The sequence below is a fragment of the Holophagales bacterium genome (assembly GCA_016699405.1).
Classification (GTDB): Bacteria; Acidobacteriota; Thermoanaerobaculia; order Multivoradales; family JAGPDF01; genus JAAYLR01.
The window spans coordinates 3,047,729-3,071,069 of record CP064972.1 but is presented as its reverse complement, the minus strand read 5'-3'; the positions used below and the strand labels follow the sequence as shown (position 1 = coordinate 3,071,069).

The following is a 23,341-nucleotide window of genomic DNA, read 5'->3' as shown; positions in this document are numbered from 1 at the left end:
CCGTCGCCGGTCAGCGACTCGCCGCCTTCGCCAGGCGGGCCCACCAGCCGGGCGCACCCGTCGCCGCAGCCCGCCCGGCCGACTTCATCAGCTCGCTCGCCGCCATCGGCAGGAGAGCGAGCACGCCCTTGCGCAACAGCTCGGCGATCAGCTCGAGCCGCCACGCGCGCTCCGGTCGACTGCCCTCGACGAGCTCGCCGAGCGAGGTTTCGCCGTCGATCGCCAACACCAGCTCGCGGGCTCGTTCGCTCAACGGAAGGATCTCGTCTTCCCGCAGGTCCTTGACCCAGACGGGGAAGAACTCGTCGAGCAGGTCGAGAGAAAAGGCGAGGTGGTTGCGGAAGAAGAGGACCTGCTCCTCGGCCGCCTGCTCGACCAGCAGGTCGGCGAGGTGGATCTCGCGGCTGGCGCTCTTCGGCGTCTCACCGACGCCCTTGACGTCGAGCACTTCGCGGACCGCCAGACCGAACGCCGCCTGCAGGAAGCGAAAGTAGGAGCCCCGCACCAGCTGGTAGAGGTCGCCGAGGGCGATCTGGTCGCGCATCCCCTTGACGATCCGGCTTTCGAGAGGCGAGAGGCGCTCGCCCGGGAAGTGCTTCCCCGGCCCGAGGACGATGTTGTCGTGGACGAAGACGCGGCGGATCCGCGCCAGCTCGTCGAGCCAGCGCGCGCCTTCGAGTGCCAGCGCCACCGACGAGAGCGCCTCCGGCAGCAGCTCCTCTCGGGGCGGCAGCTCGGCCTCGAAATAGAAGATTCCGTGGGGCCAGAGGAAGATGTCGCAGACCAGGTCCTGGATCTGCCGGCGCAGGGCGTCGAGCACCACTTCGGGCGAGAGGATGCCGAGCGCGTTCAGGGCGACCCCGAGGCGCTTGCCGTCCTTCTGGCAGAAGGTGAGTGCCTTGACGAGGGCCAGCTCGTCGATGAGCCCGCCGACGAGGAGGTGCTGTCCGAAGAACTCCGCCGCCTCGCTCGAATAGCACGAGACGACCTCCCCGTCCTGGAAGTAGATGCGCTTCTCGCGGCCGGCGCGGCGGATCACCAGCGCACCCGTCCGCTGATCGTTGTGCGCCCACTGCAGCAGGTCGCCGATCGGAAAAGCACTCAGCCGGCCGGAGAACTCCATCGGCGCGCGATGTTAGCGGTCGCCCGCCGGGGTGACAACCTCCGCACCCCCCTCTATGCTCTCCCCATGATCCGACCGACCCTGCGCGCCGTGCCGGCGCTCGCCGCCCTCGCCTTCGTCTTCGCCGGTCTGGCTCCAGCCGCGAGCGCCGCTTTGGCGCCCTGTCGCGCCTGCGCCGGGGTCCTGGTCGACGATCCGCTGGTCCTGCTCGCCGCCGCCCCGGGCGCTCCCGCCCTCGCTTCGGGGGCCTTTCTCGCCGCCGGGTACAACCTCACGCCCGACAGCTACGCCTCGCCGGCGGTCGCACGCGCCGTCGAGAAGGCGGGCCTGATCCCCTGGGTGAGACTGGGCTTCCGTACCGCGGCGCCGCTCGTCGACCACGCCACCGACCTGCAGCTCGAGTTCGCCGCGGCCGCGGAGCTGGCGCGCCAGGCTGGCCCGCAGGCGCGCTACGAGATCGTCTGGACACCGGTGGCCGGCGACGTCACTGCCGCGGACGAGGCCTTCCTGCTCAAGCGGGCTGCCGTGGCGATCACCGGCGCCGAGCCCGAGGCCGAGATCGCCAGCGGGCCCCTGCCGGCCGACGAGGCGTTCCTGCGCGCCTTCTATGCCGAAGAGGTGGCCGCCTATCTCGATCTCGTGACCCTCTCGCCGCCAGCGCTCGCCGACCTGCCGCGCTTCGCCGCCCTCGTCGCCGAGCTCGACCCCGGCCGGCCGCTGGCGATCGACGCCCTGCCCTTCCCTGCCGACCCGCGGCAGGCCCCTCTCGAGGTCGGACGCTGGCTCGCCGCCGGAGCCTCGCTCGTGCTCTTCCGCACGCCGACGCTGACCGCCGAGTCGCTCGCACCGCTGCGAGTGCTCGCCAACGAGCTCGTCGGGGACCTCTCGCTCGACCCAGGCTCGGCTCCCGGCGGAGCGGAGGCGATCGCCTTCGTGCGCGGCGAGGACCTCGGCTTGCGGCTGCTGGTCGCCACCCCGGAGGACCGAGGCACGGCGACGCTGCGTTTCGACGACCCGCAGCTCCGCGAGCCGCTCGGCGTCGATCTGAAGACCGGTACCGCGACGCCGCTGCCCGCGCCCCGTCGCGAGGGACCGGGGCTCGTGCTGCGATTGGCCCCGGCGGGACCGGTAGCGCTCCTTCGCCTGTCCCGGCCGACGGTCGCCGAGTTGGCGGGGATCTCCGAACAGGTCGACGTCGCCGGTGAGCGCCCGATTCCGGTCGAGGAGATCCTGCGACGCCTGCAAGCCTCCGAGGACGCCCAGCAGCGTCGTCTCCTCCACTACCAGGCGGTGAATGCGACGACGCTGCGCTTCCAGCTCGGCTCCGGTGTGCAGAGCCTCGAGGCGACCTTCCAGGGCGAGTACTTCGTCCGCCAGGGGCAGGCTTTCGATTGGGCGTGGCAGGAGCTCTACATCAACGGCGTTCGCTGGAAGGGCAAGAAGCTGCCCGAGATCCCGTTGATCCAGCCCGAGAAGGCCGCGGCGATGCCGCTCGAGATCCGACTCGGCAAGGAGTATCGCTACCGCCTCCGTGGGACGGAGACGATTGCCGGCCGCAGCACCTGGGCGGTCGAGTTCGAGCCGACCACCGCCGCCGCACCGGGCCGGACCCTCTATCGCGGCACGGTCTGGGTCGATCGCGAGACCTTCCATCGCGTCCGCAGCCGCACGCTCCAACTCGGGCTCACCGGCGAGGTGCTGTCGAACGACGAGACGCTCGACTACTCCCCGGTCGACGCCAACGGCCAGCCGACCGCCTGGTCCCGGGAGGCCTACGTCCTCCCGCTTGCGGCCCGCGGCCAGCAGATCCTCTCGGTGGTCAATTCCGCCACCGTGGTCGAACGGGAGACGACGCTCAGCCGGCTGCAGATCAACGGTCCGACCTTCGACGCGCGGCGCGAGGAGGTGCTCGCCTCCGAGTCGACGATGGTGCGGGACACCGACAAGGGACTGCGCTATCTCGTCAAGGACGGCACCGGCGGCGAGCGCAAGGTCCAGGAGAAGCTCGTCACTCACAAGCTCTTCGCTCTCGGCGGAGCCTTCTGGGACGGTGCGCTCGACTTCCCGGTGCCACTCGTCGGCGTCAACTACTTCGACCTCGACTTCCGCGGCGGCAAGCGGCAGCTCAACGCCTTCTTCGGCGGGGTGCTCGGCATCGTCAACTACGCCGACCCGCGCTTCCTCGGCACCCGGATGGATCTCGGCGTCGACGCCTTCGTCTTCGGCTACCCGCTCGGCGATTCGATCTACCGCAACGACAAGGAGGTCGTCGCCGAGACGGTGCGCGAGCTGCCGGCTCGCGTGACCCTGAACGTCGGCTATCCGCTCGGCAGCTACGGCAAGCTCGAGGGAACCTACCGGCTCTCCTACTCGAACTACCGCAAGGGCGAGGAGACGGCGAGCGACTTCCGGATCCCCTCGGACCACCTCGAACAGCGCCTCGGTCTCGAGCTGCAATTCGCCCGTTCCGGATACCGGCTGCGCTTCGACGGCGGCTATCACCGGCGTTCGACCTGGGAGCCGTGGGGCTATCCCGGCAACCCCGAGTACGACCCCGAGGCCAAGGACTACCTGACCTGGGAGGGTTCGCTCAGCAAGAACTGGTACTTCGCCGAGTTCCGCAAGCTCGGCCTCGAGGTGGACTACCTCGGGGGATCGGACCTCGACCGCTTCAGCAAGTACGGCTTCGGCTTCTTCGGCGGCAACCGCGTTCACGGCTACCAGATCGGCAAGGTCCGCGCCGAGGAGGCCTGGGCCGCCCACCTCTCCGGCGGCCTGGAGATCGGCAAGGCCTTCCGCCTCGAGGCGATCGGCGACGTCGCCTGGGCGACCGACGCCGCCTCCGGCCTCGACCGCGAGCTGCTCGCCGGCGTCGGCTTGACCGGCTCGTTCATCGGCCCTTGGGAGACCCTGGTCAATCTGGATCTCGGGGTACCGGTGGCGGGGCCGGACGACGGCTTCACGATCTACATCGTCTTCCTCAAGCTCTTCCGATGAGCCCGGCGGACGAAGCCACCGCTCCGGACGACGATCCGGACGTCGCTGCCGTCGTCGAGGTGGTCCTCGGTGACGTCGTCGACCTGCACGGCTTCGCACCCCGCGACGTCCCGGAGATCGTCGCCGCAGCGCTCGATGCCGCCGAGGCAGCGGGCCGCAAGGCGCTGCGTCTGATCCACGGGCGCGGGATCGGGGTGCAGCGCGACGTGGTGCGCGCGCTGCTCGCCCGCGACCGGCGGGTGCTCGACTTTGCCGACGCTCCGGCGGAAGCCGGCGGACGGGGGGCGACATGCGTCAACCTGAGGTGATCGCTCGTGGTCGGGGTCAGTGGTGGCAGCGTCTCGCTCGTCGCCTGCGCCTGCACATCGCCGGGCCGCGACTCAGCATCGCCTGGAGCCCCGGCTACACCTTCCGCCTCCCCGGGGGCCTGCACGATCCCGAACGCGGCGAACGGATCCTCGCTTTCCTCGCCGAGGAACGGCTGGTGCGGCCGAACCGCGTGCTGCTCCCCGAGCCGATCGGCTGGGAGGAGCTGCGCCTGGTTCACACCGACGGCTACCTCGAATCGGTGCACGAGCCCCGAGGCCTCTCTCGGGTCTTCGGGGTCGACCTCACCGAGGCGCAGCAGGAGCGGTTGATCGAGGCCCAGCGGACGATGGCCGCCGGCACGGCGATGGCGGCCGAGGCCGCGCTCCCCCGGCGTTCCGTCGCCTTCAACCTCGGGGGCGGATTCCACCATGCCCTGGCCGACCGCGGCCAGGGCTTCTGCCTCTTCAACGATCTCGCCCTGGCGGTCGGCCGCCTGCGCCGCCAGGGCTTCGCCGGCCGGGTCCTGATCGTCGACCTCGACCTGCACGACGGGGACGGAACCCGACGCATCTTCGCCGACGACGCGTCGGTCCACACCTTCTCCATCCACAACGCGCCATGGGGCGACGAGCAGGCGGTCGAGTCGACGTCGGTGTCGCTCGGCGCCGGCGTCGAAGACGAGCGGCTTCTCACCACCCTCGCCGAGCAGCTTCCGCCCCTTGCCGCCCGGTTCCTGCCCGACCTCGTGCTCTACGTCGCCGGCTGCGATCCGGCGGGCGACGACCGGCTCGGCAACTGGAAGCTGACCGCCGACGGGATGCTGCGCCGCGACCGATTCGTCTACGAGACCTTCCGTCGCCTCCGCCAGCCGCCGGCGTTCGTCGGCGTGCTCGCCGGCGGCTACGGCGAGCACACCTGGCGCTACAGCGCCCGCTTTCTCGCCTGGATCGTCTCCCGCAGACGGATCGAACCGCCAAGCAGCGAGGAGCTCACGCTCGACCAGTACCGGCGAATGGCCCGGGCCCTCTCCCCGGCCGATCTCCAGGGAGCGCGAAGCGACGACGACTGGAGCCTGTCGTACGAGGATCTCGCCGGCAGCCTGGGCGGATCCGCGCAGGAGTCGCGTCTCGCCGGTTTCTACACCCGACAGGGCGTCGAGTTGGCGCTCGAACGCTATGGCTTTCTTGCCAAGCTGCGACAGCTCGGGTTCCAGCCGGCGATCAGCTTCGAGCTCGACCACCCGGGCGGGCAGACGGTACGGATCCACGGCGACGCGGCGCGTCGCGAGCTCATCATGGAGCTGCGACTGCGGCGCGATCGGCGGACGCTGCCCGGTTCCGAGCTGCTGTTCGTCGAGTGGCTGCTGCTCCAGAACCCGCGCAGCCCCTTCTCGCCCTCCCGACCGGCGCTACCGGGACAGCGAGCGCCCGGTCTCGGGCTGCTGCGCGACGTGATGTCGCTTCTCGTGATGATCTGCGAACGGCTCGGCTTCGCTGCCGTCGGGTTCGTGCCGTCTCACTACCATCTCGCCGCCCAGTCCCACGACCTGCTGCGTTTCGTCGACCCGTCCGCCGAGGCACGCTACCGTGCCTTCGCGACGGCGCTCGCCAACCTGCCGCTCGGCGAGGCGAGCCGCGCCGCGGGCGACGGCCGCGTCGTCGACGAGGTCACCGGCCAACCGGTGCGATGGGCCGGGACGCCGATGGTGCTGCCGGTGCTCGCCGCGTTGCGCGACCAACTCGGCGGCGACGCCTACCTCGAGGAGGTGGCGCGGCTCAGCGCCGGGATGCGGTACCGCCTGGTCGGCCCGAAGCCGGAGACGCGGTTCAGCGCACGGTCGTAGCCGGCGCGAGCGCGTCGGCTGGCAACGCCTGCGGAACCCGGAAGACCGGCAGCACCCGGTACTCGGCATCGAACCAGCGCGTCCGCTGGAACCACCAGAGCCAGCGCTTTTCGCGGCTCGCGGCGAAGGCCGGGTCGGCCAGGGCGGCCTCCCAGGCGGCGGCCACCGCCGGGTCGGCAAGCTGCCGCCGCGCCTCGTCCTCGAGCACCGCACCGCCGATCCACTCCTTGAGCTCGAACACCAGACTGAGCATTCCCCAGGCAAGCAGCGAATCGGGCGCCTCCGGCTCGAGCAGTTGCACCGCAACCTCGAAATCCGGCTGGTCGGCGGGGATCCACAGCGTGCCGGCGGGGATCGTCCGGCGCTCGCGCGTCCAGCTGGCAGCGGCGGTCACCCGCGTCAACCCCTGATAGGGCCGTTCGGCGGCCTTCGGCTCCCCGAGGCGTGCCACCTCCACCTCGATCTCCACCGGAGCGGTCGTGCGGCTCACGCGCAGCCCGTGCACGGCGAGGCGCTCTTCGATCGCCGGCCAGCCGGCCTGCACGAGGTAGCCGCGCGGCCGCGGCGCGCTCGCTGCGATCCGGGCACGGTGGCGCCAGGGGACCTCGAGCGCCCGCACCTGGCCGCGCTGGTAGCGGACGATCGGACGGCCCGACACGAGCGAGGGCTCGAGCCGCCAGTCGTAGATCGGGAACAAGATCCGATCGGACGCTTCCGACTCGTCGAAGGCGAGCGACACCGTGGACGCGGCCGCGCCGGGCCGACCGCTCTCGACCTCGGCCCGCTCGGCAGCCGCCACCGCCCCCCGCAGCTCGCCCGCCCCCCGCCCGACCTCGACGAGAAGCGCCCCCAGGAAGTCGCGCACGGCCAGCACGCGGTCGCGGTACGGCTTGTAGGAGTGCATCTCGACGAGGATCGACGGCCGCTGACGAAGCGGGAAGTAGCCCGTCGAGTAGCGCGGCTCCGCGTTGAATGAGGAGAATCCCTTCGCCGGGTCGCTGCCGTCGAGCAGGTCGACGTACGGTCCGGTCTTGTGACCGGCGGCCGCCGTGGCGGCGAGCGCAGCCGGGAGGTGTGCCTTCATCCAGTTGTCGAGCGGCGCGGCAAGCTGCGGCGCCTCGGGTGCCGCCCAGGTCAGCACCCAGTCGAAGTCCGAGCCGTCGGTGACGTGGATATCCACCATCAGGTGAGGTCGCCACGCGTTGAAGAGGCCGACGAGCGCCCGCGCCTCCGGAGTCTCGACCTTGAGGAAGTCACGGTTCAGATCGTGCCCGTCGACGGTGGTGCGGAACCCCATCCCCTGGTGCGGACCGTCCTGGTTCGGGCGGTTCCACGGCGACATCCGCTCGTGGCCGTCGACGTTGTAGACCGGAACGAAGAGCACGGTCGCCGCGGACAGCAACTCGGGGTGGCGACCAAGGGCGAGATCGCGCAGGAGCATCAGGGTCGCGTCCTTGCCGTCGATCTCGCCGGCGTGGATGCCGCTCCAGACCAGCAGGACCGGCTTGCCGCTCGCCGCGGCCGCCTCCGGGGTGAAGGAACGATCCGCCGAGAGGATCGCCACGGTCATCGGCCGTCCAGCCGCCGAGGTGCCGAAGCGCTCCAACCGGAGCGCCGGGAAGCGCGCGGCCAGTCGCTCGAGAAAACCGATCGTCTCGGCGAGCGGCGGCGTCGCCTCGAAGGCGGCGAGCTCCGCGGGGGTCCGCCATTCAGCCGGGATGTCGTCGCCCGCGGCCGCCCGAGCTGCAGCGCAGGCGAAGGCGGTGAGCAGCAGAATCGTGGCGACGAACGGCGAGCGCGAGCGGCGAGTCGTCATGACCGGCGACTCTAGCCCGGATTTCTCACCCCATTCCGTCGCGAGGCGGCGCAGATGGCTGTGGCTGCAAGGCGCCGCGACCGAGGCCGGCGCAGGCGTACTGGGCAGTACGTCGAGCCGGCCGACCGAGCGCAACGCTGCAGACGCGGCCAGATGCGGCGCCGCAGCAGGAGCGGGGTGAGAAATGCGGGCTAGCTCAGCCGGCGAATCCGCATCGCTCGCTCGTGCCCAGGGATTCAGTCGTAGAAGCGCCGACCGCTCGCCGCCATCTCGCGCAGCAGATCGGGGGGCTCGAAGGCCGGGCCAGCCACGGCGACGAGGCGCTCGAACCGGCGGATGGCTTCGCTCGCCCCGAGGCTGTCGAGCAGGCGGAACGGCCCGCCGAGGAAGGGCGGGAACCCCAACCCGAGCACCGCCGCAAGGTCGCCGTCGCGCGGGCAGCGCACGATCGACTCTTCGAGGCAGCGCGTCGCTTCGGCCACCATGGCGAAGAGCAACCGGTCGGCCAGCTCGGCGCGCGGCAGCGAGCCCGCCCCACGCTCCGGCAGCACGCCGACGAGATGCGCGATCGTGCGATCGGGGCGTTTGCGCCGTCCGCGGTAGTCGTAGAACCCCCGCCGGCTCTTGCGGCCGATCCGCCCCGACTCGACGAGACGGGCGAACGGCTCGGGGAACGGCATGCGGGATCCGAACGCGGCCGCAAGGGTGCGCGCGGCTCGACCGGCGACGTCGATACCGACTTCGTCGAGGAGCGTGAGCGGCCCCACCGGAAAGCCGGCGGCGCGGCCGGCCGCGTCGATCGCTTCGGCCTCCGCACCGGAGAGAAGCAGCCGGCCGGCCTCGGCAAGGTAGGGCGCCAGGATCCGCGTGGTGTAGAAGCCGGGACCGTCGCGGACGACGACCGGCGTCTTGCCGAGCGCCAGGACGAAGGAGCGGGCCCGTTCGATCGCGGCTTCGCTCGTCGCCGCATGGCGCACGATCTCGACGAGCGGCATGCGGTGGACGGGCGAGAAGAAGTGCAGGCCGAGGACGCGCTCGGGATGCCGCAGTCCGAGCGCCAGCTCCCCGATCGGCAGGGTCGACGTGTTCGAGGCGAGAATCGCCTCGGGGGCGAGCTGGCGTTCCACGCGAACCAGCAGCTCGCGCTTGACGTCGAGATCCTCTACCACCGCCTCGACGACCAGGTCGACGCGGCGGAAGCCCTCGAGCGCGAGCGTCGGCGCGATGCGATTCAGGGCGGCGCGGGCCTCCTCTTGCCGCCAGCGCCGGCGCCGCGCGAGCTCGGCGAAGCGCTCGGCGCAGAATCCGTAGCCTCGCCCGAGCGCTTCGGGCGAGCTGTCGAGCAAGCGCACGCGGCATCCCGCGCGCGCCGCCGCGGCAGCGATCCCCGAGCCCATGAAGCCGGCGCCGAGGACGCCGACGAGCTCGACCGGCGCTGGACGAGCGACGTCTTCGGCCGTCTCCTCCGCGGCGGCAAGCTCACGCGTGGCGCGGAAGATCTCGATCAGCCGGCGGGACACCGGTCCGGTCGCGAGCTCCCCGAAGCGCGCAGCCTCGACGGCCTCGCCGGCGCCACGCCCGCCCTTCGCACCCGCCTGGGCCGCGGCGAGGATCGCCCGTGGCGCCGGGTAGAACCCACCGGTCTGGCGCTCGGCCCGCGCCGCCGCGGCGGCGAAGACGAACCGCCGTCCGAGGGGATAGCCCGCCAACAGAAGCTCGCGCCAGCCTCTGGTACGGCGCGGGCGGCGACCGGCCGCAAGACGGCGCGTCGCCGCCGCGAACAACGCCGCCGGCGGCACGACGTCGTCCACCAACCCGATCCGCAGGGCCTCGCGAGGGGCGAGCCGTCGCCCGGAGAGCAGCAGGTCGAGTCCCCGCTCGAGCCCGACGAGCCGCGGCAGCCGATGGGTGCCGCCGAGCGCGGGAAGCAGCCCGAGCTGCACCTCCGGCAGACCGAGCACCGTCGCCGGGTCGTCCGTCGCCACCCGCCAGGTGCAGGCGAGGGCGACCTCGAGACCGCCACCGAGGGCTGCGCCGTGAATGGCCGCGACGCTCGGCACCGCGAGGTCCTCGAACCGCCGGAGGACCTGCTGGCCGCGTTCAACCCAGGTGCTCGCCTGTTGCGCCGAGTCGATCTCGTCGAGCTCGTCGAGGTCGGCGCCGGCAAGAAAGATCGTGGGCTTGGCCGAGAGCAGCACGACGCCCCGGAGGTCGCGGTCCGACTCGAGCAGGTCGAGCAGTCGTTCGAGCTCGTGGATCGCCGCCGTGCCCAGGGTGTTGACCCGCTTGCCGGGCGAGTCGAAGGTGACGACGGCGAGCTCGTCGCGCCGCTCTAGCCGGATCCCAGCCGCCATCGCAGGCTCCTCCAGCTCCAGCGAGGTGCTACTCCCGCCCGTCGGCGTGCGAGATGCGAGGCTCCGGCGAGCGGCGAGCCGAGCTCGGCGAGCAGCCGTCGCGTGTCGGCACCGAGCGCCGGCAGGTCGCCGCATCGTGGCGGCCGTTCGCCGTCGAATCGCGCCGGAAAGGCCGGTCGCGGCAGACCGTCGGCACCATTCGCCACGACGCCGCGGGCGACGACCTGCGGATCGGCGAGCGCCTCGACCGGCGAGCGCACGACCTCCGCCGGCAGATCGTCGGCGACGAACAGCGCCTGCCAGTCGGCCGCGTTCCGCGAGCCGATGAGCTCGGCGACGCGGCGCCGCGCGATCGGGCTCTTGTCGTACTGCACCCGACGCAGGTCGCGCCGGCCAGTGAGGGCGCAGAAACGCTTCCAGAATTTCGGCTCGAGCAGGGCGAGCGCCACGCCACGGCCGTCGCGGGAGCGGTAGAGGTTGTAGCAGGGCAGCGCACCGGTGAGGTCACCGGCGACCGACTCGGCGCCGCCCGCCGCCGCGGCCCACTGGACGAGGTTGCCGTGCACCGCACCGTCGAGCAGGCTCGCGTCGATGGCGCTGCCCTCGCCGCCCCGCTCGCGCGCGACGAGAGCCGCCAGCACCGACGAGACCGCGCTCCAGGCGCCGAGCAGATCGGCCGCCGGGATACCGGGCATCGACATCGGCGAGGCCAGCGTGCCGGCGACGGCCTGGTAGGTCAGGTCGTGTCCGGCACGACCCGCCGCCGGGCCGTCCTGTCCGAAGCCGGAGATCGAACAGACCACCAGCCGCGGATGGCGCCGCCGCAGCTCGTCGAGTGGGAACCCGAGCCGGGCGAGGGTGCCCGGTCGGAAGCTCTCGAGCAGCACGTCGGCCCGTTCGAGCAGACGGGCGAGGAGGTCGCGTCCTCCCGGTCGCTTGAGGTCGGCCGCCGCGCTTTCGACGCCGCCGAGCAGCTCGGTGGCGAGCAGCGAACGACCCTGCCGCGCCGGCGGGGCCTGGCGCACCGGGTCACCGAGCTCCGGCTCCTCGATCTTGACGACCCGCGCACCGAGGTCGGCGAGCAGCCGGGCGACCAGCGGTCCCGGCAGGTGCCGGGAGAGGTCGACGACCAGAAGACCCGCGAGCGGCGCGGCGCTCATGCGCGCTCGACCACCATGGCGAAGCCGTGCCCGCCTGCGGCGCAAACGGTGAGCAGACCGAGCTGGAGGTTCCGCCGCTTGAGCTCGGCGAGGAGCTGGATCGTCAGCCGCCCGCCGGTCGCACCGAACGGATGGCCGAGGGCGATCGATCCGCCGTTGACGTTGACGCGTTCGAGGTCGAGCTCGCCGAGCGGGGCGCTCCGCCCGAGCTCCTCCCGGGCGAAGCGCGGTGAAGCGAAGGCCTTGAGGTTCGACAGCACCTGGGCGGCGAAGGCTTCGTGCATCTCGACGAGGTCGATGTCGGCGAGCGTCAGCCCGGCGCGATCGAGCGCGAGCGGTACGGCGTAGGCCGGACCCTGGAGGAGCTGCCCCCCCGGATCCACGGCGGCGAACGCGTAGGAGCGAATGAAACCGAGCGGCGCGATCCCGAGCGCCTTCGCCTTCTTCTCGCTGGCGAGCAGAACGGCCGATCCGCCATCGGTGAGCGGGCTGGAGTTGCCCGCCGTCAGCGTGCCAAAGCGCCGATCGAAGGCCGGACGCAGCGCGGCAAGCGCTTCGGCCGTCGTGTCGGGACGCACCCCGCGGTCGGAGAGAACGGCGCGATCGTAGGTCGGCGGAGGAAAGGTGGCGACGATCTGTCCCGCGAACCGACCTTCGGCCTGCGCTGCCGCCGCGCGCTGGTGGGAGAGCAGGGCGATCTCGTCCTGGGCACGGCGCGAGATGGCGTTCTCTTTGGCCATCTTCTCGCAGGCCTCTCCCATCGAGAGGCCGGTGGCGTACTCGGCAATGGCCGGGGGGACCGGCGCGAAGTCCCGCAGCCGGAATCGCGCACCGATCGCCAGCCGCTCGGCAGCCGAGCGTGCCCTGGAGAGGGCGACGAAACGCCGCGCGGCCTGGCGCCGGAACTGCAGGGGGACATTCGAAAGCGACTCCGCCCCTCCGGCGAGCCCCACCTCCGCCTCGCCGAGGAGGATCGCTTCGGCCACCGACACGATGGCGCGGTTGGCCGACGCACACGCCAGATTGACCGTCGTGCCGGGCAGCGACATCGGCAACGAAGCGCGGAAGACCACCTCCCGACCGAGGTTCGGCGTCTGCTGCGACGGCACGACGACCCCGAAGACCGACAGGTCGAGCTCCGACGGGTCGATGCCGCTGCGCGTGACGAGCTCGGCGGCAGCCACTCCGGCGAGATCGACCGCCTCCATCTCGCAGAGCTCGCCCCCTGCCCGGCAGAACGGCGTGCGGCAGCCGTCGAGGATCGCCACTCGGCCGGAGCTCCCGCGGAGCTTCTGGCGACGGGTCGGCGCGACTGCCGGCGCCGCCGTGGCGCGGGTGCGAACCGTGTCGGCGCGTCCCGAGATCTCCTCCTGCGCCGAAGGCTCCTCTCCCTGCGGCTGCGCCAACGACACCGGGGGTTCGGGTGAGCTTGCGTTCATCGTCGCCGGCTCGGAGCTTCGAGACATCCTAGCTCCCGGAGGCCCGGCCGGAAGGCGCTACCGCGACGCCGAAGGGCCAGCGCTCGACCCGAGCGCCCAAGCCGGCAAAGAGGGCGCTCGCGGCTTCGACCGGCGGAGCGTCGAACCACCAGACGCGCGAGAGTCGATCGAGCCGGCGCCGGAGCCTGGCCTCCGGCTGCCGCCCACCGGCGAGGGCGCGCAGGCGAGCCGCGAGCTCCGTGAGAACCGCGCCCGACTCGGCGAGGTGGGTCGGCCGGGCCCACAGGACACTGGCGCCGAAAGCGTCGACCGCCGGCTCGAAGAGCAGTGCCGCATCGGCGGCAATCGACCAGCCCAGCCGTTCGAGATCGACGTCCGACCAGGGCGACCCGGAACGCACCATCGACGGACGCACCCCGCCGCTCCGAGCCGTCGCGGCGATCGCCTCCCAATCCGCGGCCCGCCGCTCGCCGGCCGGGCCGCTTTCGCGTCGTTCGGCCACGAACTCGAGGCAGAAGCGCACCTGCGAGGCGATGAGCCCGGCGGCCTCGAGGACCTTCGCCGGACAGACTGCGCTGGCCACAGGACGAATGCCAGCCCGGATCGCACCGAGCAAGGCGCAGATGGTGCCCGGCAACACCGGCTCGGGCAGCCCGACGAGATTCCCGCGGCCGAAACCGACGTTCTCCAGAAGCTTGGCGACACGGGCCGCTCCGGCGTCGACCTCGGCCCAGGACCACCAACGCCAGTCGGCTCCTACCGGAGCGAACAGCCAGGGTTCGAAACCGCCGCGCTCGCCGTGACGGCGCAGGAGGTCGAGGATGTCCTCGGGGAGCGACACCGAGCCCCCGAACCGACCGCTCAGCCGGCGACGGCGCGCAGCGCCGCCGAGACCTTCTCTTCGATGACCGAACGCAGGAGGGAGGCGGGGGGCCTGAGCTCTGCCCGACCGATCAGCCGGCCCTCGACCAGCTTCACCGTCGCCTGGGCGCCAGGGCCCCAAAGGTGCAGGACGTCCTCTTCCCAGCGGCGCTGCAGCATTCCTCCCGGGAAGTGCTGATGCAGGGCAGCGTCGAGTGCCGGCCGGATCTCCGCCATCGCCGACTTGGCGGTCTCTACCTCGATGACGAGCTCGCTCATGGCGCCGAAACCTAGCACAGGAAAGGGTCCGGCACGCTTCCTGCTACACTGACTCGGCATGAAGCGGACCCTCGCCTTCCTGCTCCTCTCGACGCTCCTCGTCGGCCCGCTCGCCGCCCCGCTCGCCGCCCAGGCGCAGCCCCCCGAGAACCGACTCCAGGAGCTGTTCTTCAAGAGCCTCGAGGCCTCGCAGGAGGCGCTCGACCAGTACGGTGCGTGGGACAACCAGGTCGAGCTCGAACGGGTCAATCGCATCGGCTACCGGGTGGCGCGGGAGACCGGGTACTCGAAGTTCCCCTTCAGCTTCTATCTCATCGACATGGCGGAGCCGAACGCCTTCGCCCTGCCCGGCGGCCAGGTCTTCGTGACTCGCGGCATGCTCGAGATCGGCCTCTCGGACGACGCCCTCGCCGCCCTCCTCGGCCACGAGATCGGCCACGTGGTCAAAGACCACGGCATGCGGATGCAACGGCGGGCGACGCTGCTCAACCTCCTCTCCCAGGCGTTGATGGTGGGCGTCCTGATCCACGCCAATCAGAACGCCGACCGCAACACCCTGGCGCGGGTCCCCGACCCCTACGGCCTCGAGCGCACCACGAGCTCGACCGGCGACCTGGTCCAGGGGACGTACGCGGCGAGCATGATCGTCGGCGAGCTGTTGTTGCGCAGCTACAGCCGCGAGTTCGAGGACGAGGCCGACGAGGTCGGTCAACGGATCGCCGCCCAGGCCGGATTCGACCCCGAAGGCACGCGTCGGCTCATGGCGCAGCTCGGCTCGCGCCTGCCGCAGTCGCACGAATACGGCTACTGGCGCACGCACCCCTATTTCGAGGATCGCGTTCTGGCGGCCAACGCCCGCGGTGCCGAGCTGCGGCGCTTGGAGCCGAAACCTGACGAGCCGTTCCGCCAGGAGAACCAGGTCCAGCTGATCGGCTACCTCAACGGTGCGCCCAAGCCGGAGCTCGCCACGACGCTGAAGCGTGCGGCGCTCGAGGCCTGGCCGCTCGGGGATCAGGCCGAGAAGCTGCGGATCGAGAAGCTCCACGAGCAGCGGCGCAGCGAGCTCGACCGCTCCACCCTGGCGCGCGACTACGGCAAGCTCCTCGCCGCCTACGACCGGCAGATCGAGATCGTCGCGCGCCTGACGCCGCAGAGCCCGTTTCTCTCGACGCTGCGGGAAGAGCGGCTCGAGCTCGATCGCGTTCGCGCCGAGCTCTATCCGCAGGCCCTTGCGATCTGGAAGAGCGGCGTCTATGAGACGCCGTTCCTCGAGACGTTCCTGTCCAACTACCCGAAGGCGGAGCCGGTCAGTGAAGTGGCCGGCAAGCTCGGCGAGGCCTACAGCCGGCTGGGGAGACAGCCTGAGGCGGTCGAGAAGTTCCTCCTTGCTCAGCGCAGCGCTCCGCCAGGATCCGAGCAGGCATGGCGGATGGCGAACGGGCTGCGACGACTCGTGCCGGTCCTCGACAAGGTGGCCGCCCTCGGCGAGCTCGCCGAGCAGACCGACGACGTCGAGCTCGCGACGCTGGCGCGCGAACGCCTGACGACGCTCGCCGGGACCTACGGCGACATCGCCGACGGCGCCTCCTACCTGCACCGCTTTCCGACGGGCGAGCATGCCGGTGCCGTGCGCACCCGGCTCGAGGTCCTGGCGATGAATCTCTACGGAGAGGTGGTCCTCTACCAGGGCATCGGCGACAGCATCAAGGCGCTGGAGAGGATCCAGCGCATTCTCACCTATGCCCCGACCTCGCCGGCAGCCGACCGGCTGCGCGAAAAGGTCGTGGTCGAGAGCTGAGCCGTCAGAGCTCGACCGGCACCGCGTCGAACGGGTCGGTCAGCTCCTCCAACCGCGCCTCCCGGCGCTCGCGATCGATCAGCTCTTCGAGCTCGCCGACGAAGAACTGCAGGAAGTCGCGCGTCGAGAGAATCCCCACTGGACGCCCGTCTCCATCGACGACTGGCAGGTGCCGGAACCCCTTCTCGCGGATCAGCTCGGCACAACGCGAGATCGCCGTGTTGGCTGGCACGGTGACCGGGTCGGCGGTGGCCACGGCGCCGATCGGGGTGAGCGCCGGGTCCTTCCCCTCCGCCACCACGCGGCGGAGCAGGTCGCGCTCGGAGAAGATGCCGACGAGCCGGCTGCCGGCGACGACGAGCACCGCCCCGAGGTTCAGATCGCGCATCTTGCGCACGGCGAGCGCCACCGACTCCTGCGGCTCGGCGGTGAGCAGGCGCATCTTCATCACCGACTGGATGGTCGCCATGGATGATCTCCCCACGGCTGTCCGGAGACCAGGACCGGACGGTCCGTTCGACTGGAATGCTAGCGGGCGCGTCGCCATGGCGCCCCGCCCGGAAAGGGAGGGGCGCCCCCGGGGCGCTACCGCCCCAGCCCGTAGCGTTCGGCGAGAACCTTGCGGTGGTGGAGCTCGTGGCCGGCGGTGATCCAGGCGAGGGCTCGCACGCTGACCTTCTGCTTGCTGGCCTCGCCGCCACGGTTCCACATCTCCTCGTCGAGCGGCGCGAGCAGGGACACCGTCGACCGCCGCAGCCAGCCGAGCTCGGCGAGCAGGTCGCCGAGCGGCACGCGATCGTGCGGCGCCGTCTCGGCGTAGAGGTTCTCGTCGAACGAGGCGAGAGGTGTCTCGTCACCGCGCGAGAAGCGGAGGATGCGGTAAGCGAACACCCGTTCGGCATCGGCGAGATGCCCGACCACCTGGCGGACGCTCCATTTGCCCTCCGCGTAGCGGTAGCACTCCTGCTCGGGATCGAGCGAGCCGAGTCGCTTCGCCGTCTCGAGTCCTTCGCGCACGAGCGTCTCGAGGATGTCGCCGTCGGGAACCTGGCCGACGTACGGGGCATAGTACGGGGCGAACTCCGTGGACGACGGGCGAATCGCGCGGAAGCTCATCGGGACCTCCGTGGCTCCGGCGATTCGCCGGAGTGTCTGTGCCGAGTGGCTGGAAGGAGAAGGATGGTGCCCAGGGCCGGACTTGAACCAGCGACACCGGCATTTTCAGTGCCGTGCTCTACCAGCTGAGCTACCTGGGCGGAGTCACCTCGAGAGGAGCCCCGTCGCGGAAGCGACCGACGAACGATAACCGAGGGGCGAGCGAGCGTCAACCGCTGCATGCATCGGCAACCCGCGATGCGCCGCCCGCGCTATGATCCCGCCGCGCCCCGCGCGACCTGAGCGCGGCCGGCGCAGAGACTCCGAGCCCGATGCGAACCCGTACGTCAGCCGCGGCCCTCGCCGCCGCACTCCTCTTCTCCGTCGCCCCGCCGGCCGGAGCCTGGAGCGAGTCGACGCGTGCCGAGCTCGCCGAGCGGGCACGACGCCTGGCACCAGCCGATCTCGCCCGCCTCCTCTCCCGGCACCGCGATCGGCTGCAGGCCGGTGCGAAGGACCCGCGCCTCCAGATCACGCCGCAGCACCTCGCGAGCGAAGTCGACGACGCGGTGCGCCTCGTGCGCTCGCACCGTCCGTTCGCTGAGCTCGCCGAACGGCTGGGCCGGATCTCCGCGCTCGCCTCCGAGCTCAACGATCCGCTGCGCGCCAGCGACGCCGATCCGCTCGAGCCACGCTACGCGCCCGACTTCCCGCGCTACGTCGACAGCGCCCGCGGGCGATTTGCCCCGGTCTTCTACGGGCTCGACCGCGACGTCGAACGCAGCGGCGGCGTCGTCCGCCTCGGTGAGCGCGCCCTGGGACGGGGCCGACCGTTCTACGAGGCGCTGGGCCGAGAGTACCGACGAGTCGGGATGCGGCCGGGCAGCGAGGCCTTCGACGATCGCTCGACCGCCTTCGCGGTTTCGGCGATTTCGTTCAGCCGCGCCCTTTCCGACGCGGCTCAGCTCTTCCGTCTCGTCTGGTTGACGGCCGGAGGGGGGATCGCGCGGCTCGCCTTCCCGCCGCTGGCGGACCGCTCCTGCTGCTCGCGCCTGCCGCCGCGAGGCCCTGACTCCGCGAGGAGGCCCCGATGCCCGCTGTCCGACGCGCCCTGCTCTCCGTCTACGACAAGACCGGCCTGGTCGATCTCGCCCGGGGCCTGGCCTCTCGGGGAATCGCCCTGATCTCGACCGGCGGTACCCTCGCCGCGCTGCGGGCCGCCGGTTTCGAGGCCCAGTCGGTCTCCGAGGTCACCGGATTCCCGGAGATCCTCGACGGCCGGGTCAAGACCCTCCATCCGGCGATCCACGCCGGTCTCCTCGCCGATCGCCGGCGAGACGACCACGTGGCGACGCTCGCCGAGCAGTCGATCGCGCCGATCGAGCTGCTGGTCGTCAACCTCTACCCGTTCGCCGCAACGCTCGCCTCCGGCGCCGGTCGCGAGGAGGTCGTCGAGATGATCGACATCGGCGGGCCGGCGATGGTGCGCGCCGCGTCGAAGAACCACGGCAGTGTCGCGGTGGTCGTCGATCCGGCGGACTACCCCCGACTGCTCGCCGCGCTCGAGGAGGGCGACGGCTCCATCGCCGAGCCGCTGCGACGCGAGCTCGCCGCCAAGGCCTTCGCCACGACCGCCGGCTACGACCGCGATGTGGCGCGCTGGCTTGCCGACGAGAACGCCCGGCCGGCGAACGCGGAGCTGCCCGCGACGCTGGCGCTGCGGCTCGAACGCGAGATCGCCGCACGCTACGGCGAGAATCCGCACCAACCGGCCGCCATCTACCGCGAGAGCGGCGGCGCCGGCGTGCTGGGCGGCTTCGTCCAGCTTCAGGGCAAAGAGCTCTCGTACAACAACCTGCTCGACGCCGACGCGGCGCGCAAGCTCGTCGCGCTCTTCCCCGACGAGGCCGCGGTGGGGATCGTCAAGCACAACAACCCTTGTGGCGTCGGCCGTGGCTCGAGCGCGCTCGCGGCCTACGAACGGGCGCTGGCCTGCGATCCGGTCTCCGCCTTCGGCTCGATCGTGGCGACCAACCGGGAAGTCGACGGCTCGATGGCGCGCGCTCTCGCCGACCTCTTCGTCGAGGTGGTGATCGCGCCGGCGATCTCCGCGGAGGCGCGCGCGACGCTCGCCGGCCGCAAGAACCTGCGCCTGCTCGTCGCTCCGCCCTACTGCCCGGCAGCCGAGGCCATCGAGCTGCGCGGCATCGACGGCGGCTTCCTCGCCCAACGCCCCGACGCGGCGCTCGATCCCGCGGAGGAGTGGACGGTGCCGACCCGTCGCCACCCCACCGAGGTCGAACGAGAGGCGCTCGCCTTCGCCTGGAAGGTGGCGCGCTACGTCAAGTCGAATGCGATCGTGGTGGCCAACCGCGAGCAGACGGTCGGCATCGGCGCGGGCCAGATGAGCCGCGTCGACTCCTGCCGCCTGGCGATCGGCAAGGCGCAGCTACCGCTCGCCGGCACGGTCGCGGCTTCCGACGCCTTCTTCCCGTTCCGCGACGGTCTCGACGTGCTGGCGGATGCCGGGGTGACCGCGGTGATTCACCCCGGGGGGAGCGTGCGAGATGCCGAGGTGGTCGCCGCGGCGGACGAGCGCGGATTGGCGCTGCTCGTCACCGGACGCCGCCACTTCCGACACTAGGCGACCGTATGAACGCCAAGCGCATGTCGGCAAGCGGGTGGGCTGCTCTGCAGCTGCTCGCCGCGGCCTGTCCCGCCCTCGCGCAGAGTGCCGGCGCACCCGACCCGTGGACGCTGCTCGGCGAGGTCCGCCGACGTCTCGCCAGTGAAGGGGCGATCGCCACCGACTTCGTCCAGACCTACACGCCGAACGGCTTCACCAGCGGCGAGAAGGAGAGCGGTCAGCTCGCCCTGGCCGTGCCCGACTGTCTGCGGTGGGACTACGAAGAGCCGTTCCCCAAGGGCTTCCTGCTCTGCGGCGAGATCGCCTACCAGTGGACACCGGGCGAACCGACCGGGCGGCGCATCCAGGTCGAGGCGCGGCAGCAGGCCGGTCTCGATCTCTTCCTTCTCCCGGTCGCCGCGTTGCAGGAACGCTATCTCGCGACGGTCGAGCCGAAGGGCGAGCTGATCGAGGTCGAGCTCGTCCCGAAGTCGTCGACGCTCGGGCTCAAGCAGGCCCGCCTGGCACTCGACGCCGCGACGTTGCGGCCGCGCTGGCTGGCCTACAGCGACCTCGAGGGAAACCGCTCGCGATTCGACTTCTCCGCCTACCGCACTCTCGCCGACCGCGACGCTTTCACGCCGCCCCCCGAGGTCGACTGGCGGGACGAGCGACCGCCCCATATATAATCCGCGCGCCGTTCAAGGCAACTTCCGAGACCGCCGCTTGAGCCCTCACCCGAGCCTCGCCCCGACCGACCCCGCGACCGCCGTCAAGGCGGAGCGCTTCTTGTCGCTCGTCGCCGACAAGCTCGCCGCGACCGAGGAGCTCTTCCGCCGCACCCTCGACTCCGATGTGCCCTTCATCCACCAGGCCGGGGCCTACATCGCCGCGGGCGGCGGCAAGCGGATGCGACCGGCGCTCCTGCTGCTCTGCTCCCAACTTCTCGGCCACGACGGCGACGAAGAGGTCAGCTACGCCGCGGTGGTCGAGCTGTTGCACAACTCGACGCTGATCCACGACGACATCATCGATCACGCCAACCTGCGGCGCGGGCGGCGCACCCTCAACGAGCTGTGGGGCAACAGTCTCACCGTGCTGCTCGGCGACTGGATGTACGCCACGGCGATGCGCACGGCGCTCGCGCACGACAACGTGGTGGTGATCACCCGCCTCTGCGATGCCACCCTGGCGATGACCGAAGGCGAGCTGCTGAGCCTCGAACGGCTGGGCGACTCGACGCTGACGCGGGCGCAGTATCTCGACATCATCGACCGCAAGACGGCGCACCTCTTCTCCGCCGCGTGCGGCATCCCGGCCCTGATCCCCCCGGCACGTCCGGAGGCGCAGGCCGCCCTCGAACGCTACGGCCGCGCGCTCGGGCTCTGCTTTCAGATCGTCGACGACCTGCTCGACTTCACCGGCGAGGAGGGTCGGCTCGGCAAGCCGGTGCTCTCCGACCTCAAGGAGGGCAAGCTGACGCTGCCGCTCATCGCGGTGCGCGACCGCGTCGGGCCGGAGCGCTGGAAGCGGGTCGAATGGGTGCTCGAAGACCGCGACTTCGTGCGGGTCGAGCCCCGGCAGATCCTCGAGCTGGCGCGCGAGGCCGGCGGGCTCGACGAGGCCGCGGCGCTGGCGCTCGAACAGGCCTCGGCCGCCAAGGCCGCGCTAGCGGGCTTCCCGCCGAGCGCCGCTCGGGAGGCCCTCGAGCTCGCGCCAGATTTCGTCCTCCACCGGCGCTCGTAGGGGCGGCGGCACGATCCCCAGCACCCCGCGGCTCGCCTCGGCCCGCAGCTCCGACGGCGTGCGGGCACCCTCGGCGAGGTAGACCTTGGCATCGAGCAGCTCTTCCCCCACCACGACGGTGGCGTAGCGGAAGCGGCGCGGCAGGGGATCCACCCAGTAGTTGCTTCCGGGAACCCTGAGGACCAACTCGTCGGCGGGAGGCCTCTCGCGCACCGGTGGCGCGTCGCCGAAGACGACGAGACCGGGCCTCCCTTCGCCGCCGGCGAGCTCGAGCGCGAGGTAGCCCTCGACCGGCCCTCCCCAGTCGAACGTCACCGCCCTCCCGAGGGGATGCCCGGTCCTCGCCGGCTCCTCCGGCTCGACCCAGGCGTCGCCGCCGAGAAGCCGGTGACGCAGCGCCCGCACCTCGGCGAAATCTCGAGACCCAGCCGCAGGACGCAACGATCCGGCCGCCGGACTTCCCCAACGACCGACGGGGCTCGTTCCCAGATCTACCGGCAGCTCCCCCGGCGGCAACGCGGCTCGCGATTCGACTCCCGGCACCCGGTAGCGGAGGACGCGCCAGGTCCGGTCGCTGCGCAGAAGCACCTTCCCGTGGTCGTCCACCAAGCGGGCGACGAAGCCGCCGGGACCGTGGCTGCTGCGCAGATCCACCACCACCCGATTGCGCCCCGGTCGCAGGAGCGGCGTCACGTCCCAGTGATCCAGCAGGGCACCGGGATGAAACCGATTCGCCCCGACCCACTCGCCGTTGAGCAGGAGCGAGTACTCTTCGTCTCCCATCGTCAAGAGACGGGCCTGGGCCGGGACCTCCGTCAGGTCGAACTCGCGCACGAGGAGAAACGTCGCCGGGCTCAGCTCGAAGCGCTCGGTCTCCGCCCAGACCCAGCGGGCCGTGCCGACTCCCTCCGCGTCGACTCGCAACCAGGGGAGAACCCAACGCTGCGCTGCCAGGGCCGCCACTGCCACGACGATCCACGAGGCAAAGACGCCGACCCGCCTCGTCGAACCGGGTCGAGCGGGAGCCGCGATCATCGCGCGAATTTACCATGCGCCCCCCAGCGGCCCGGTCTCCAGACGCTTCACACGTCGCGCCTTCGATTGACGGCACCAGGCGGCACGGACTAGATTGGGACGTGCAACTCTCCAAGGAAATTCGAGTCGTCGGAGCCATCCCGGCGCGCTACGGTTCGACACGTCTCCCCGGCAAGGCGCTCGCGCTGCTCGCCGGCAAGCCGATGGTCCAGCACGTTGCCGAGCGCGCCCGGTCGGCGCGCGGGCTCGATCGCGTCGTCGTCCTGACCGACGACGAGCGGATCGCCGACGTCGTCCGCGCCTTCGGCGGTGACGTCGAGATGACCCCCAGCGACTGCGCCAGCGGCACCGACCGCATCGCCTGGGCAGCACGACGCTGGCAGGTCGACGCGATCGTCAACATCCAGGGCGACGAACCGCTGATCGATCCCGAGGGGATCTCGCGCGTCGCCGAGCACCTGCGCGCTCACCCCGAGGACCCGATCGTCACGCTCGCCGCCGACGCGCTCGCTGGCGACCTCGAAACCCCGAGCGTCGTCAAGGCGGTGCTCGACGCCCGCGGCTACGCCCTCTACTTCAGCCGGGCGCCCATTCCGTTCCCGCGGCAGCCCGGCGGGGCGGCCCCACTGCGCCACCTCGGGATCTACGGCTACCGCAAGGAGGCCCTCCTGCGCCTCGCCGCGCTGCCGCCAGACCCGCTCGAGCTCTCCGAGTCGCTCGAGCAGTTGCGGGCGTTGGCCAACGGCATCCCCATCCGCGTCCTGACCGGTGCGGCGCCCTCGCTCGGCGTCGACACCGCCGAGGACGCGGCGCACGCAGAACGCCTGCTCATCGAAGCCGCCAGCCGCCAGGGAGCCTGA

19 protein-coding genes and 1 tRNA gene are annotated in these 23,341 nt (G+C 71.5%); 9 read left to right on the top strand and 11 right to left on the bottom strand.

Going from position 1 to position 23,341, the window contains the following annotated elements; translation table 11 throughout:
* Positions 1-10: 10 nt before the first annotated feature.
* Entirely contained in the window at positions 11-1,123 is a 1,113-nt protein-coding gene (locus IPJ17_12655) for a DUF4388 domain-containing protein (protein QQR72365.1), read from the bottom strand.
* 66 nt (positions 1,124-1,189) lie between these two features.
* Here IPJ17_12655 and IPJ17_12650 point away from each other — a divergent pair, with 66 nt between their 5' ends.
* From IPJ17_12650 to IPJ17_12640, 3 genes are read left to right on the top strand one after another with little or no spacing between them, the layout of a single operon-like run.
* On the top strand, positions 1,190-4,120 hold the full coding sequence (locus IPJ17_12650; GenBank protein ID QQR72364.1) for a hypothetical protein: 2,931 nt from the start codon (positions 1,190-1,192) through the stop codon (positions 4,118-4,120).
* On the top strand, positions 4,117-4,428 hold the full coding sequence (locus tag IPJ17_12645) for a Smr/MutS family protein (GenBank protein ID QQR72363.1): 312 nt from the start codon (positions 4,117-4,119) through the stop codon (positions 4,426-4,428). The genes IPJ17_12650 and IPJ17_12645 overlap by 4 nt, the downstream gene beginning before the upstream one ends.
* Positions 4,410-6,272: a histone deacetylase gene (locus tag IPJ17_12640; GenBank protein QQR72362.1), complete on the top strand. Its 1,863-nt coding sequence runs from the start codon at positions 4,410-4,412 to the stop codon at positions 6,270-6,272. The genes IPJ17_12645 and IPJ17_12640 overlap by 19 nt, the downstream gene beginning before the upstream one ends.
* Here the strand turns inward: IPJ17_12640 and IPJ17_12635 are convergent.
* The 6 genes from IPJ17_12635 to IPJ17_12610 form a co-directional block, all read right to left on the bottom strand.
* A complete protein-coding gene (locus IPJ17_12635; GenBank protein ID QQR72361.1) occupies positions 6,256-8,088 on the bottom strand; it encodes a M14 family metallopeptidase in 1,833 nt (610 codons plus the stop codon). The genes IPJ17_12640 and IPJ17_12635 overlap by 17 nt on opposite strands.
* A 236-nt stretch (positions 8,089-8,324) precedes the next feature.
* Entirely contained in the window at positions 8,325-10,442 is a 2,118-nt protein-coding gene (locus tag IPJ17_12630; GenBank protein QQR72360.1) for an enoyl-CoA hydratase/isomerase family protein, read from the bottom strand.
* Positions 10,421-11,602: a CoA transferase gene (locus IPJ17_12625; GenBank protein QQR72359.1), complete on the bottom strand. Its 1,182-nt coding sequence runs from the start codon at positions 11,600-11,602 to the stop codon at positions 10,421-10,423. Before IPJ17_12625 ends, IPJ17_12630 begins: the two co-directional genes overlap by 22 nt.
* Complete coding sequence (locus tag IPJ17_12620; GenBank protein QQR76160.1) at positions 11,599-13,041, bottom strand: acetyl-CoA C-acyltransferase; 1,443 nt, start codon at positions 13,039-13,041, stop codon at positions 11,599-11,601. Before IPJ17_12620 ends, IPJ17_12625 begins: the two co-directional genes overlap by 4 nt.
* A gap of 28 nt (positions 13,042-13,069) precedes the next feature.
* Entirely contained in the window at positions 13,070-13,882 is an 813-nt protein-coding gene (locus IPJ17_12615) for a hypothetical protein (protein QQR72358.1), read from the bottom strand.
* Between the two features lie 20 nt (positions 13,883-13,902).
* Entirely contained in the window at positions 13,903-14,181 is a 279-nt protein-coding gene (locus tag IPJ17_12610; protein ID QQR72357.1) for a hypothetical protein, read from the bottom strand.
* A gap of 58 nt (positions 14,182-14,239) precedes the next feature.
* Between IPJ17_12610 and IPJ17_12605 the strand changes: the two genes are divergently transcribed.
* Positions 14,240-15,979 carry a M48 family metalloprotease gene (locus IPJ17_12605; protein ID QQR72356.1) on the top strand — a complete coding sequence of 580 codons (1,740 nt, stop codon included), beginning with the start codon at positions 14,240-14,242 and terminating at the stop codon, positions 15,977-15,979.
* 4 nt (positions 15,980-15,983) lie between these two features.
* Here IPJ17_12605 and IPJ17_12600 read toward each other — a convergent pair whose 3' ends face one another.
* From IPJ17_12600 to IPJ17_12590, 3 genes are all read right to left on the bottom strand, one after another.
* Positions 15,984-16,448: a CBS domain-containing protein gene (locus tag IPJ17_12600; GenBank protein QQR72355.1), complete on the bottom strand. Its 465-nt coding sequence runs from the start codon at positions 16,446-16,448 to the stop codon at positions 15,984-15,986.
* 116 nt (positions 16,449-16,564) lie between these two features.
* On the bottom strand, positions 16,565-17,095 hold the full coding sequence (locus tag IPJ17_12595) for a DinB family protein (protein QQR72354.1): 531 nt from the start codon (positions 17,093-17,095) through the stop codon (positions 16,565-16,567).
* A 64-nt stretch (positions 17,096-17,159) separates the two neighbouring features.
* Positions 17,160-17,235, bottom strand: a tRNA-Phe gene (locus IPJ17_12590).
* Positions 17,236-17,406: 171 nt separating this feature from the next.
* Between IPJ17_12590 and IPJ17_12585 the strand changes: the two genes are divergently transcribed.
* The 4 genes from IPJ17_12585 to IPJ17_12570 are packed head-to-tail and all read left to right on the top strand — an operon-like array spanning position 17,407 to position 21,446.
* Complete coding sequence (locus IPJ17_12585) at positions 17,407-18,258, top strand: hypothetical protein (GenBank protein QQR72353.1); 852 nt, start codon at positions 17,407-17,409, stop codon at positions 18,256-18,258.
* On the top strand, positions 18,165-19,718 hold the full coding sequence (gene purH / locus IPJ17_12580) for a bifunctional phosphoribosylaminoimidazolecarboxamide formyltransferase/IMP cyclohydrolase (protein ID QQR72352.1): 1,554 nt from the start codon (positions 18,165-18,167) through the stop codon (positions 19,716-19,718). Before IPJ17_12585 ends, purH begins: the two co-directional genes overlap by 94 nt.
* A gap of 8 nt (positions 19,719-19,726) precedes the next feature.
* A complete protein-coding gene (locus tag IPJ17_12575; GenBank protein QQR72351.1) occupies positions 19,727-20,389 on the top strand; it encodes an outer membrane lipoprotein carrier protein LolA in 663 nt (220 codons plus the stop codon).
* 37 nt (positions 20,390-20,426) lie between these two features.
* Positions 20,427-21,446, top strand: coding sequence for a polyprenyl synthetase family protein (locus tag IPJ17_12570; protein ID QQR72350.1), 1,020 nt, complete (start codon positions 20,427-20,429; stop codon positions 21,444-21,446).
* Here IPJ17_12570 and IPJ17_12565 read toward each other — a convergent pair.
* Entirely contained in the window at positions 21,369-22,481 is a 1,113-nt protein-coding gene (locus tag IPJ17_12565; GenBank protein ID QQR72349.1) for a hypothetical protein, read from the bottom strand. The genes IPJ17_12570 and IPJ17_12565 overlap by 78 nt on opposite strands.
* 119 nt (positions 22,482-22,600) lie before the next feature.
* Here IPJ17_12565 and kdsB point away from each other — a divergent pair, with 119 nt between their 5' ends.
* Complete coding sequence (gene kdsB / locus IPJ17_12560; GenBank protein ID QQR76159.1) at positions 22,601-23,341, top strand: 3-deoxy-manno-octulosonate cytidylyltransferase; 741 nt, start codon at positions 22,601-22,603, stop codon at positions 23,339-23,341.